We start from the raw sequence: 13,773 nt of genomic DNA, 5'->3' as shown, positions 1-13,773 counted from the left end.
CTCGGGGCTGCTAGCGTGGTCTGTGGGGTGACAGGCGCGGGCACCACCGCGGTCTCGTTCGCGCCAGGAAGGACGGTCCCATGCCGAGTCCCGTGCTCGTCCGCATCGCTCTCACCGGCATCTACCTGGTGCACGGGATCCCTCGCGACCTCCAGCGGGCCGCGCGCGCCCGCGCCGCCGGTGAGGGGACCACGCTGGGCCGCGTGCTCCTCCAGGCCCTGCGCGAGTACGCGGCGGAAACGTGGAAGCCGAGCCGTTGACCGGTGCTCCTCGGGGCCGGCGGACCTCGCCGGTGAGGCAACGGCGAGCAGCCGCGCCGTACGCGAATGGCTGGAGGCAGGCTACATCACACTGACTGACTCTTTGACGTGGCGGCGAATCGGCGCGCCGGCGTCCTCTGGTACGCGTTCACTTCCTGCACGACCAACACGATGAGTGCCTTGGCAACCGGGTCTGGATCCCTCCAGATCGCCGCGATGTCTTGGCCCTTTGCCTGCAGGACTTCGCCGACCAGCTGACGGGATCGGTCGTACTCAGACTCGGTGACGTGAGTCACGGCGGCACCGCGGTGCCTCATCTCGTCCCACGCGGCGAGCAGCAGTTCGTGGTGGACCCGGATGTGGTTATCGACCGCCTCGAGCACTCCGTCGGGCGCTCCGTCGAGCTGGCGCACTGCCCGACGAACGAACTCTCGGAGGCCAGCGAATCCCTCGACGGTCATCGCTCCCCGCTACACGAGCGACGACAGGGCCAGGAGCCCCGCCCCCAGCAGCCCCAGCGCAGCGGAATACCAAACGACCCAATCGCGCCACCAGGGAATCATGCCGACATCCTCGCTCCCGGTGCCGCCGCCCCCTGCGAGGGCGCCTCAATCCCAGCCGTCCGCGGCTCGCAGCGCCTCGCCTGCCTGGCCTTCCGCAGCCAGGGGATGGCCTCGTCGATCCCGAGGTCGCCAGACGGCCGGCCGAACTCCGGCTCGGTCTCCTCCTGCCAGAGCTTGGTGGCTTGCCTCAAGGTCTGCGATCCCATGGTGTGCCTCCCGTTGACATATATAACATGATAAATTATATTACAGCTAGGTAATATATAACTTGAAGGCACCCAGCGGTGTGCGTTGGAGCGCTCATGATCCCTGCTGACGGCATCTGGACGACCGCCGGCGATCGACACAGGGGGAACGCTGGAACGCTCGGCAGTCGTGGCTCACGCTCGGATTCGGCCCCGGCCCGCCCCGTCCCTGAACGTCTCGAACCATCGCCGGCGCCCGTGACAGCGCTGCGGGCGCCCCCAGAGCGTCGCCGTAGTGGCTGGATGACCCTGCTGGCCGGCTTCGCGGCCGGTAGCCTGCTCGGCGGCTCGCTCTTCGGGCTCTCCGGGAGCCTGCTGGCCCTGCTGCTCATTGGTGGCGGAATCGTAGTGATGTTCCTGCCCCGTCGCCCGGCCGCGCCTGCGCCACCGATGCCGGTCGCCGTGAGTGTCCCGAGTCGCCTGGCTACGCCGCCCGACGAATCGAGCCTCGAGCGAGGAGTCCGCGACATCCGCCAGACCGACGCGAGGTTTGATCCGGACAGATTCGCCGGCTACACGGGTATGGTGTTCCGCGACGTGCAGAACGCCTGGATGACTCGGGACATTGGCCCCCTCCGTGATCGACTCACGCCCGAGATGTATGGCGAGCTGCAAGCGCGGTGCGACCGGTTACACGAGGCCGGACGATTGAACCGCATCGACTGCATCGAGATTCGCGCCGAGATCACGGAAGCATGGCAGGAGAGCGATCAGGATTACGTGACGGCCTACATCAGCGGCTCGATGATCGACTACACCGTCGACGCGATGACCAACGGCCTCGTGAACGGGTCGAGCGTGATACCGAAGGAGGTCGAAGAATTCTGGACGTTCACACGCCCAGCCGGCCTCAACTTCTGGATGCTCTCGGCCATCCAGATCTCCTAACGGCGGTACCGGACGAACCGTCTGCCGCCGCGGCTCACCCGAGGACGACGCGAACGCGCCGCGTCGCGCCGTCATCGATGAGGGGAAGGCTTGCCCGGCCGGCCGCCAGAGGCGTCCCGTCCACCTCCACGGTGGCGATGCCTCGTGTCACGCCGCCCGGGTTCTCGACGGTGATTTCGTAGCGCGACGCGTGGTATCGGAACGTGATCTCGAAGCGTCGCCATGCGCGGGGAATACATGGATCGAGGTGGAGAATCGCCCCCCGCAGCCGGAATCCGAGAAGCCATTCCAGGCCGGCCCGGTACATCCACCCGGCGGAACCGGTATACCAGGTCCATCCTCCGCGCCCCACGTGGGGGGGCTCGGCATAGATGTCGGCGGCCGCGATATACGGCTCCACCTTGTATCGATGGACGCCCGCCCGCGTGCTCGCCCGGTTGATCGGGTTCAAGATCGAAAAGAGCTCGTTCGCCTTGTCGCCGTCACCGAGCGCGGCGAAGGCCATCACGGCCCAGATGGCCGCATGCGTATACTGGCCGCCATTCTCGCGAATGCCCGGCGGATAGCCCTTGATGTAACCGGGGTCGAGCGGCGTGCGATCGAACGGCGGCGTGAACAGGAGGACCAGCTCCTGGCCTCGCCGGACGAGATACTCCTCGACGGCGGCCATCGCCCGTGCCCCCCGAACGGACTCGGCGGCGCCCGAGAGCACTCCCCACGACTGGGCGATCGAATCGATGCGGCATTCCGCATTGACGGCGGACCCCAGGGGGGTCCCGTCGTCGAAATAGGCACGACGATACCAGTCTCCGTCCCACCCGTGCTCTTCGAGAGCGGCCTTGAGGGCGCGCACGTGCTGGCGCCACCGGTTCGCCCGCGCGTGCTCGCCCCGGGCGTCGGCCACTTTCGCGAACTCCCAGAGCGTCGTGTGGAGAAACCACCCGAGCCAGACGCTTTCCCCTCGCCCTTCCGGCCCGACCCGATTCATGCCGTCGTTCCAGTCTCCGGTGCCGATCAGGGGAAGCCCGTGCGCTCCGACCGCAAGGCTTCGGTCCAGGGCGCGCGCGCAGTGTTCGAACAGCGTGCCCTGTTCTGAGGAGACGGTGGGCTGGGAGTACGATTCGGCCTGGCCCGTCGCCAACGGCGGCCCCTCGAGAAATGGGACGACCTCGTCCAGCACGGTGGCATCGCCCGTGGCCTCTACATGATGGGCGACCGTGTACGGCAACCACACCCGGTCGTCGGCGCTCCGCGTCCGCACTCCCCGACCGGATGGGGGATGCCACCAGTGCTGGACGTCCCCCTCCACGAACTGGTGGGCCGCGGCTCTGAGCAGGTGCTCGCGCGCGACCGCGCGCTTGGCGACGGTCAGGGCCATCACATCCTGGAGCTGGTCGCGGAATCCGTAGGCACCCCCAGCTTGATAGAAGGCGGCTCGGGCCCACACGCGGCAGGCCAGCGTCTGGTACAGCAGCCACCGATTGAGCATCAGGTCCAGGGAGCGGTCGGGGGTTCTCACCTGGACGGAGCCGACGACGTCATCCCACTGCGTCGTCACGGCTCGTAAGGTGAGCTCGGGGTCCGTCGAGCGATGACGGGTGATCAGCGCGCGCGCCTCGTCGACCGTCGAGGCCTGGCCGAGGAAGAACACGATCTCCTCTCGGCCGCCCGGCGGCACCACGATCACGGTCTGGAGCGCCGCACACGGATCGAGGCCGGGCCCGACCCTTCCCGATGGGCGGCCCCCTCGCTCCAGGAGCGCGGGATGATCGAGCGTCCCGTTCCGACCGAGGACCTCCGTCCGATCGGCCGTCCACGCGGTCTGGCGACCCCCCAGGTCGGCAAAGGCGATGCGATCGCCGAAATCGACGCTCCAGGCGTTGCGCGCCAGTAGCGCCCCCGTATCCGGATCGATCTCGGTAACGATGAACGGAGCGGCGGTGCTGCGCGAGGCGCCGAGGACCCATTCGACATACGCGGTCACCGAGAGACGCCGGGCGGTTGAGGAGCGATTCTCGAGCGTGAGACGAGAGATCTTCACCGGGTCGTCGAGCGGCACGAACTGGAGCAGATGAAGGAAGATGCCGTGAGATGTGTGCTCGAAGCGACTGTAGCCCTGACCATGTCGGGCCACGTAGGGCGAGGCCTCTTCTCGAATGGGCAGGACGGTCGCGCTCCACAGCACACCCGTGTCCTCGTCCCGAACATAGATCGCCTCCCCCGGCGGATCGCTGACCGGATCGTTGGACCACGCCGTCAGTTGGTTCTCACGGCTGTTCACCGACCACGTATACCCGGCACCAGACTCCGAGACCTGAAAGCCGAAGACCGGATTGGCGACCACATTGATCCAGGGTGCGGGAGTCCATTGCCCTTCTCCGAGGATCGTGACGTATTCACGGCCGTCATCGACGAACCCCCCCAGGCCGTTGAAGAACTCGAAGTCCGGGCGAAGAGGCGGAGCATCGATGGACCGTTCCGGTCGCGCCGCGCGTCGCGGCGCGGTGAGCATCCGCGCCGCTCCCTGGGCCCGAGCGAGTTGCTCCGCGAGCGTGCCCTGTCGACTGAGGAGCACGGCCCGGGACGCCGTGTGCAAGGCATCGCGCTCCTGCGCTGCCAGGGCATCCTTGCGCAGGATGAAGACGTTGCCGTGCGTCGAGTGCCGCTCGTGCCGCCAGGCCGACTGGCTCGTCCGGACCAGCGTCTCCAGGGAGGCCTGGAGCTGCTGCGCGTACGAGTGAGGCTTCTCGTTGATGATGACGAGGTCGACGGCCAGCCCCTTCGTGCGCCAGTACTCGTGGGCGCGGAGGAGTTGCCGGACGATCCCTCGATCCTCCGGCTCGTCGATGCGGACGAGGACGATCGGGAGGTCGCCGGAGATCCCGTGAGCCCAGAGGGTGGCGGGCCCCGAGGTGTTGCGCTTGAGCACCTCCGAGGGGGCCCGCAGCGACGGGGCGGCGTACAGGAGCCGACTGGCCAGCTCCTGAAACAGGTGCGCCTCCTCCGCTGCGATGCCGAGATAGTGGCACTGTACCTGCGCATGCGTCCACGACAGCGTGGCCGCGCGCTCGAATGTCGCCGGGTCGCGATACTTGTCGGCCAGCTCCACGGCTTCGTCACGCGAGGAGGCGATGAGCGTGGAGAACACCAGGCGGACGCTTTCGCTCGGCGCGAGTCGCACCCGCCGTCTGAGACTGAAGATCGGGTCGAGCACGGAGCCCGCGGTGTTGGACAGCGGCCGGCCGTCGATGACCGCCATCGGCGTACGGATCCCTCGCCCGCGACCGAGAAAGCGTCCTCGGTCGGTCTCGAACTGGGCCCCACCGCCCGCCTGCCCCTCGACGACGACGATGTGGGCAGCCCAGATCGACGGCTCCGTGGGCGCCCGAGCCCGGCGAGTCGCCAACAGGAGGTCGCGCGCGGCGATCGATTCAGTGTGGATGAACAGGTTGGAAAACGCCGGGTGCGCGGCATCCGCCGCTGGGAGGGCCAGGACAAGCTCGGCGTAGGACGTCACCTCGATCTCTCGGGTCCGCGCCCCCAGGTTCGTGACGGACACCCGGCGGATCTCCGCGTCGTCTTCCGGAGAGACGAGCACCTCGAGCGTCGTCGTGATCGCGCCGTCACGCCGATGGAACTCGGCTCGCTCTTCGTAGAACGTCGCCTGGTAGGAGTCGGGCTCGACGCCGGTGGGCTGATACCCGGCCGACCAGACCACCCCGCTCTGCACGTCCCGCAGAAAGAGGTACGTTCCCCAGTGATCGCAGGTGACGTCCTCCCGCCAGCGGGTGATCGCCAGGTCGGCGCACCGGCTGTAGCCCGAGCCGGCCGCCGTCAGCATCACGGCATATCGCCCGTTCGAGAGCAGGACAGTCCGCGGCGCCAGGTCGTGCGGAGATGTGAACTGACGGAAGAGTGGCTCCACGTAGTCGCGGGCATGAGCCGGCGCCTGCACCTCCTCGGCCCGAGGTCGCGCCACCGCCACGTTTCTGGGCGCGCGCTCCTGCAGCAGCAGCTCGGTGGCCTGGATGATGGGTTCGGTGTGGAAGCGCGAGCGCATCACACCCTCGTAGAGAACGTTGACGAGCGCGACGAGCGTCATGCCCTGGTGGTGTGCCATGTAGGCTGACACCACCGCCACCTTCTTGCCTTCCGGCACGCGCGACCTCGTGTAATCGAGCGCCTCGTAGAAGCCGTACGAACCCCGGGCCCCCGCCCCCACGAGCCGGGAGAGGTTTTCGGCCGCCGCCTCGGGGTCGACCATCGCGGCCAGCGCGCTTGCGTATGGCGCGACGACCAGGTCCTCACTGAGACCACGTTCGAGCCCCAGTCCCGGGATACCGAAGTTCGAATACTGAAAGGTCAAATCGAGGTCACGGACGTTGTAGGCCGATTCGGATATTCCCCAAGGGACACCGCGCTCCCCGCCATAGCTGATCTGGCGTTGCACGACGAGGCGGTTCGTCTGCTGGAGCAAGCTTCCCGGGGGAGCGTCCATGACGAGCGCCGGCATCAGATACTCGAACATCGAGCCGGACCAGGAGACGAGGGCCGAACCGAGCGCGACCGGGGTCATCGCGCGACCGAGGTGGAACCAGTGCAAAGCCGGGACGTCCCCCTTGGCGATCGCGATGAAGCTGGCCAGCCGCGCTTCCGAGGCGAGCAGATCGTAGCCGCTGGGATCGAGGCCGCCATCCATCACCCGGTAGCCGATCGAGAAGATCTTGCGGGCGGGATCGAAGAGGAAGCCGAACTCCATCCCGTCGAAGAGCTCCTTCGCGGCCCCCGCGACGGCCGAGAGGCGGCGGACCAACGCTCGGGATGCCACGGCGGAGCGCTCCAGCACGCCAATGATCTCGTCGATCCGCGCAACCTCGTCGCCACGGCCGCGAAGCGTCGTGAGGGCATCGATCGCGACCTCGCAGCGGCTGGATGCTTCGGACGGAGTGAGCGACGGCGCGAGGAGGGGCTCGATCGCCCGCTTGACCCCGGGCGGCGCCGTCGAGAGATCGGTCAGGACGGCAGGCAGATGCGCCGCCCACGGCGTGATCGTCTCGAGATCATTCTGGTGGCTCGCGATGGTGGCGCGTGCCGCCTGGGCCCAGACCAGGAGGTCGGAGCCCGCGTCGTCACCGCGCTCCGCCGTCAGCACGCGCGAGATGTCCACGAGCGTCTCGGCCTGGACGGCGAGGTGGCGGAGACGGGCCGCCCAGTCGGCGAGGTCCGCCGGGGGTTCGCGGAAGCCCGCGGCCAGGGCCCGGCGGGCCTCCTCCAGATGGGTCAGGGTGACGGTCTGGGTGCGTCGGTCGTCGGCAAGGACGCGCGCGGCCTCGTCGACGAGTCGGAGCGCATCCTCGATTCCTGCAAACGCTTCGCGGGCGAGGAGGGGGCGATCAGCGGCCTGGCGACACGCATTTCCGAGGACGAGTAGATGACCGGCGAGGTTCCCGCTGTCGACGGTGGACACGTAGCGGGGCTCCAGCGGGCGAAGGTTGCCCGTGTCATACCAGTTGTAGAGGTGCCCGCGGAAGCGCTCGAGAGAGCCGATGGTCGTGAGCGTCGCCTCGAGCCGTTCGACAGTCTCCAGAGCACCCAGCCAGCCGAAATCGCGGGCGGCGAGAGTCGACAGCAGGTAGAGTCCGATGTTGGTCGGAGACGTACGGCGCGCGAGGACCGGCTTCGGATCCTCCTGGAAGTTATCGGGCGGCAGGAAGTGATCGTCCGGACCGATGAAGGCCTCGAAGAAGCGCCAGGTGCGGCGCGCCGTCGAGCGGAGGATTCTGGCATCTTCCGCGGACAGAAAGCGTGTCGCATCGGCGCGCACTGGTTGGCTGACCCATCGGACCACCAGAGGCGACAGGCCCCAGAGCAGGACGAACGGCGCCGCGACCGCCCAGCTCTCGGGTCGCACCAGGGTCACCAGCGCCCCACCTGTCCCGGCCAGGATCAGCGCGCCCCGCATCCGTCCATACCCGCTCGCCAGGTCCAGGGAGAGTCCCGATCTGGCCTGGGCGGCGGTCGTCCATTCGAGCATCCGCCGGCGCGTCAGATACAGACGGACGAGCGTACGCACGATCGCATCGCTCATCATCCACGCCTGATGAGCCAGGCAGGTGACGCCGAGGGCGATCTGGGCGCCAGCGATGGCAAAGCTCCTCCCGACAGCGCGGACGTGGCTCCGCTTCGAGATCCCCGATCGCCTGGGAATCGACTCGGTGAGCGCCGGCACGAGGGCGGGGAGCGCGAGGGTCGCAAACACGAACCCCGTCCACACGAGGGGGGAGCCGTGGGGCAGCGTCCAGCCGGCGACGAGCGTGAGCCACGCGCCGGGGGCCGACAGTGTCCGCCGGAGATTATCGATCATCTTCCACATGCCGATGAGTGGGATCCGCGTGCGACCTCTCGCTGCCGCGGCAGTTCCCCTGATGATCCAGGGCAGCAGTTGCCAGTCTCCCCGCGCCCAGCGGTGCTGCCGCGCGGCGGCGACCTCGTAGCGTGACGGGAACTCCTCGAAGAGCTCGATGTCCGTCGCCAGTCCAGCGCGCGCGAAGATGCCCTCGAACAGGTCGTGGCTCAAGAGCGCGTTCTCGGGTCCCCGGCCCGCCAGGGCAGCCTCGAAGGCGTCGACGTCATAGATGCCCTTCCCCGTGTACGAGCCCTCGCCGAGGAGATCCTGGTAGACGTCGGAGACGGCTCCGGCATAGGGATCGATCCCGGCCGGACCGGCGAAGATTCGCTGGAACAGAGAGCCCTGACCATCGGGGGGCATCGTGGGCGTGATGCGGGGTTGCAGCACGGCGTATCCGTCGACGACGCGACCCTCCCGTGCGTCGAACACTGGCCGGTTGAGGGGATGGGCCATCGTGGCGACGAGGCGGCCGGCGGCCCCTCGCGGAAGACGCGTGTCGGCATCGAGCGTGATCACGTAGCGGACGGCGTCGGGCACGGTCGGGGGACGCCCGTGCGTCGACATGAACGTCGTATCGGTGCCGGCCCGGAGAAGACGGTTCAGCTCGCGAAGCTTCCCGCGCTTGCGTTCCCATCCCATCCACTTCGCTTCGTCTTCATTCCACGTGCGCCTCCGATGCAGCAAGAGAAACCGTTCGCCCGAATCGGAGGCCGGGCCATGCCGCTGGTTGAGACGGGCTATTCCCTCGATCGCGGCCGCGAGGAGTCGGTCGTCCTCTGGCATCGTCTCCATGGCCGCGTCAGTCCAGTCAGAGAGAAGGGCAAAGCGCAGGTCGCCGTCAGGATTGGCGAGGTAGTGAATCTCCAGGCGGTCGATATGCTCTTCGATCTCGGCCTCGCCCGTCAGGAGGGTCGGCACCACGACGAGAGTTCGCAGGGGCTGCGGCACCCCGTCGGGGAGCTCGAGACGCGGCAGCGGACGCGGGCCGAGCACCGCCATGACGAACCGGTTGACGACGGCCACCGCCAGGTCGGAGGCCGGGAGGAGGGCCACGAGTCCCAGCACGGCGAGCGCGAGAGGACTCATCCCCGACGCCGACGCCGCGACGAGTGGGACCGCCAGGGCCAGCCCCGTCACGATGCCGACGCTTCCGAGGTAGCGCTCCACCGCACCGGACACGAAGGCTCGCACCAGCCGTCGGGTGACGGGAGCCCGATAGCCGAGCTCCTTCTCGAAGCGCCGCCGCCCCTTCGAGATCAGATAGTAGCCAGGATCTTCGGCCCGAGCCCTGGAAGGAGCGCCGGACCGCTGCGCCGCCTCGGCCGCGGCACGTCTCGCTCGGGCGAGCGCCTCCCGGGTGATGGCGAGCTCCGAGCGCCGGGAGTGCCGCGCGAGGTCCTCGATCGCGTGACGGTACCGGTCGCGAGTCGCAAAGTCCATGGCGCCGAAGCGGCTTTCGGAACGGAGCATCTCGTCCACGAGGCTTACGCTCTCGAAGAACTCCGCCCAGTCGAAGGTCGACATCACCCGCATGCTGGTGATCACGTTGCGGACCGTCACGTTCATGGCGGCCTGACTCTGGTGTTCGGCTCGGACCAGCTCGTCGGGCGACGTGCCGAGCTTCGACAGCTGCTGGTCGAGCCACGAGAGCGCGGGTGTCGACTCGGGGTCCTGCTCGCGCAAGCGCTGGACGAGCTCCACAGTGAAGGCGATGGGCAGGTCTGCGGCCTCGAGCCCCTGGAAGGCCAGGGGCCGGGCCGGTCGCCCCCCGAGCCCGAGCAGTTCGTCGGCCAAGGCGTCGGCGTCATGGCGGGCGGTGCGGCCCTTCACGATCCGCTCGGCCAGGCGCCGGAGGTTCTCCACGAGCACGACCCGTAAGGCGATGGGGACGGCCCAGAGCTCGCCGATCGTCAGCGGCTGCACGCGCTGGAAGGCGTGCACGAAACGCTGGAGGGTCTCGGGTTCGAATCGGCTGTCGGTGTGGGCGACGAAGTTCCAGGCCAGACCGAGGACGCGCGGGTAGCCTTGCAGGGAGCCTTCCGCGAGCTTGGGGAGCTGGCGGTAGAAGCCGAGCGGGAGATCATCCCGGACTTCCCGCACGGCTTCGTCGACGATGTAGAAGTTGTCGACGAACCACTCCGCGGCCGGCGTGATCACGCCTTCCTCTCGGATCACCGCGGCGAGCGTACGATAGCACTGGAGCAGGACACGACCGCTGTCGCGTACTCGGGGCGAGAGGGGGCGACCGGCCTCGCTCTCCGCGAGGGTCCGCTGGCCGGCGATGATCCTCGCGTGCTCCTCGAGGCGTTCGGCGCTGAAGAGCTCTCCGCGTATGGCGTCGTCGGACTCGAGCGCGGGCACCGACAAAGGCGCGGGCGCCGCCAGGTCGCGCAGGAGCAAAAATGCTCTCAGTGGCCGCATGTCAGGATGATCCTCGCTGCTGTCGCCCGGCGCCAAACCCACCACCAGAGTTCCGAGAACTGTCGAGCGGAGGTCCAGGGCTGAGGCCCGAGAAGAGGCGTCACTCGGTCTATGTCAGCGACCTGCGAACCCAGCAGGTGCCGGCACCGACGGCCCCATCTTAGCCGGCTCCAGCAACCGAAGTCGAGTCGACGCTGATCGCGGTGACCGGGCTGCCTGTTGTTCAGTGTGACCAAGCGATGTAACATCCATTCCCCGCATTGCCCTCGTCCTCCGAGTGGCAGCGAAGGCGACCGTAGTGCGAGGTAACGACCGCTGGGGTTCGCTGCCATGCGAGCATGATCCTCCCGTGGAGAACGGGCGCTCGCTGAGACGGAGGCGCTCATGGCCCAGCTATGCGCCGGCGACATCGTCATCCGAAGTCATCGTTTGCTCAAGACTCGCGGAACGATTATCCGTGTGGCGTTCCAACGCCGGGGGCAGGCTCGCCGGGTGTGGGTCAAATGGCACCACGTCGACACGCTTCCGAACCCGAGTCTCGAGGCCGCGGATACCCTTGAAGTGGTTCAGCGAGCGGATCAGCCGCTCACCGCATCGCCCGACTCGCCGTCTGTGAGCGCCTCTCCCGAGTAGCCCGCCTCGTCACCGGGGCAGCCATGCTCGAAGTCAGCGTTGTCCGCAACCATCGGCGCCCGGAGGTGGTCCGACCGTCGCCCGGGATCGGTCAGCGTCTACGCCGGCCGACTCCAGTCGACGCTGCGCGGTGAACTCCGGCGGCACGGCGCAGCCCGCGGCGACCGGCGTTGCGACGGCCAGCCCGGTCGCGATGAGGGTCAGGCACCGGCACAGGCGGCGCAGGCCCACCGGCCCGATCAGCGTGCTGGGCGCTTCGTGCCGCCGAACAGCGCCTCGCCGTTCTTCCAGGCGATCCGCTCGGCCACCTCAGCCGGCAGGTCGGCGAGCCATCCCCGTGACCAGGCCGCGTGCTCGGGCACGTAGTGCCAGCGCTCGGGAACATAGGTGTCGGTGCCTACCATGAAGCGGTCGGGGAACTCGACGAAGAGCTGGCGCCACTCGGGGGCCACCGTTCCCCCCGGGGCGTGGTCGTTCCGGAAGGCCAGGTCCGCCCAGAGGTTACGGTAGGTGCGCAGCATCTCGCGCACGCGGGCCGGCGGCTCGAAACCGGCGTGCGCCCACAGGATGCGGGCTCCGGGATCCTGGCGGAACAGCCGCTCGACGGCGTCGGCGTCGGCATGGGCGTGCAGCATGAGCCCGTGCTGTCGGGCGAGCTGGACGATGCGACGGGGCACCGGCAGGTCGGCGTCGGCCCCGAACACGTGGAACTCGCCGATCGCGACGTAGGGGTGCTTGGCCAGCCGCTCCTCCACGTAGGCGATGATCGACTCGTCGCGCACCCAGGTGCCCACATCGGCGCGCAGCCGGTAGGGGCGCAGCTCGGGCACCACGAGGTCCGGCGCCTCGGCCAGCAGCTTCTGCGTGCCCTCGTCGTTGGAGCTCGACACCAGCGCCCGCTTCAGGCCGGCCTTGCGCAGGAGGGCCACCGCCTCCTTCGGCGGCACCGCATCCCAGGCGTCGTGGCTGTAGTGGATGTGAGCGTCGACGATGGGCAGCTCCCCGGCGGCAGCCGGCGCCGGCACACCGAGCAACACGACCAGGGCCAGGGCTTTGAGCATGGGACGCACCTCGCTGGAGCGGCATTGTACCCCGTGGCCGGCCACGCCGGCCTTCAGGCGACGCGGCCGATGGCCTCGGCCCCGACGGCAGTGAGCACGACCACGAGCCAGGGCGGACATCGCCAGAACATGAGCAGGCCGAACGCGACCAGGGCGAGGCCGAAATCGGCCGGGCCCGTGATGGCGCTGCTCCATACGGGATCGTACAGGGCCGCCAGCAACAGCCCCACCACGGCGGCATTGATGCCGCGGAGCGCCGACTGGATGTTGGCCCGCCAGCGCACCAGCTCCCAGAAGGGGAGCGCGCCGACGGTCAGCAGGAACGCCGGGAGGAAGATCGCGATGAGGGCCCACGCGGCTCCGAGCCACCCGTTGGGCGGCTGATCCATCACCGCGCCGAGATACGCGGCGAACGTGAACAGCGGGCCGGGAACCGCCTGGGCCGCGCCGTACCCCGCGATGAACTCTTCGTTCGTCACCCAGCCGGGGGGGACGACCTCGGCCTGGAGCAAGGGCAACACGACGTGCCCGCCCCCGAAGACCAGCGACCCTGCCCGGTAGAAGCTGTCGAAGACGGCCACGGCGTGCGACGGGACCGACTGGCGAACCGCCGGCAAGCCGACGAGCAGCACGAAGAACAGCGCCAGAGCGCCGATCGCCACGCGCTTGCTGACGGCGATCCGCATCGAGCGGGCGGCCGACGTGCCCGCCGCCGGCAAGAACATCCAGCCCAGGATCCCGGCCGCGGCGATGACGAGGACCTGCGTCGCCGCCGTTCGCGACATCAGCATCGCCATGGCCGCGACGATCGCCAGCGACGCCCGTTCACGATCGGCGGCCAGGTTGCGGGACATCCCCCAGACGGCCTGGGCCACGACGGCGACGGCGACCACTTTCAGGCCATGCAGCCACCCCGCGTCGGCCACACCGACCACCTGCAGGCCGTAGGCGAACGCCACCAGGGCCACCGCCGAGGGCAGCGTGAATCCGAGCCAGGCCGCCACCGCCCCCGGCAAGCCGGCCCGTATGACGCCCAGGGCCATACCCACCTGGCTGCTGGCCGGACCGGGAAGGAACTGGCACAGCGCCACCAGGTCAGCATAGTGCGCCTCGTCGACCCATCGCCGTCTCACCACGTACTCGTCGCGGAAGTAGCCCAGGTGAGCGATGGGCCCGCCGAACGAGGTCAAACCCAGCCGGGTCGACGCGGCGAGGACCTCTAGCAGCCGAGACGCGCGGACGCGCTTGCCCGCTTCCCTCACGATGGGTTCCTCGTTGTTCGGGGCAGCTTGG

At 68.7% G+C, this 13,773-nt stretch carries 6 protein-coding genes; 2 read left to right on the top strand and 4 right to left on the bottom strand.

The features are described 5' to 3' along the window. Positions 1 to 80: 80 nt before the first annotated feature. Entirely contained in the window at positions 81 to 260 is a 180-nt protein-coding gene (locus tag VFR64_08595; GenBank protein HET9489796.1) for a hypothetical protein, read from the top strand. A gap of 86 nt (positions 261 to 346) precedes the next feature. Here VFR64_08595 and VFR64_08590 read toward each other — a convergent pair whose 3' ends face one another. Then, complete coding sequence (locus VFR64_08590; protein HET9489795.1) at positions 347 to 721, bottom strand: hypothetical protein; 375 nt, start codon at positions 719 to 721, stop codon at positions 347 to 349. Positions 722 to 1,311: 590 nt separating this feature from the next. Here VFR64_08590 and VFR64_08585 point away from each other — a divergent pair. Further along, entirely contained in the window at positions 1,312 to 1,956 is a 645-nt protein-coding gene (locus VFR64_08585) for a Tim44-like domain-containing protein (protein ID HET9489794.1), read from the top strand. A 34-nt stretch (positions 1,957 to 1,990) separates the two neighbouring features. Here the strand turns inward: VFR64_08585 and VFR64_08580 are convergent, their stop codons facing one another. From VFR64_08580 to chrA, 3 genes are all read right to left on the bottom strand, one after another. Continuing rightward, positions 1,991 to 10,786, bottom strand: a complete 8,796-nt coding sequence (locus VFR64_08580; protein ID HET9489793.1) for a glucoamylase family protein — start codon at positions 10,784 to 10,786, stop codon at positions 1,991 to 1,993. Positions 10,787 to 11,658: 872 nt separating this feature from the next. Beyond that, complete coding sequence (locus tag VFR64_08575) at positions 11,659 to 12,480, bottom strand: amidohydrolase family protein (GenBank protein ID HET9489792.1); 822 nt, start codon at positions 12,478 to 12,480, stop codon at positions 11,659 to 11,661. A gap of 53 nt (positions 12,481 to 12,533) precedes the next feature. Continuing rightward, positions 12,534 to 13,742, bottom strand: coding sequence for a chromate efflux transporter (chrA, locus tag VFR64_08570; protein ID HET9489791.1), 1,209 nt, complete (start codon positions 13,740 to 13,742; stop codon positions 12,534 to 12,536). Between the last annotated feature and the right edge of the window lie 31 nt (positions 13,743 to 13,773).

It is taken from the genome of Candidatus Methylomirabilota bacterium, assembly GCA_035709005.1.
Classification (GTDB): Bacteria; Methylomirabilota; Methylomirabilia; order Rokubacteriales; family CSP1-6; genus 40CM-4-69-5.
This window is presented reverse-complemented; position numbering and strand designations above follow the sequence as displayed.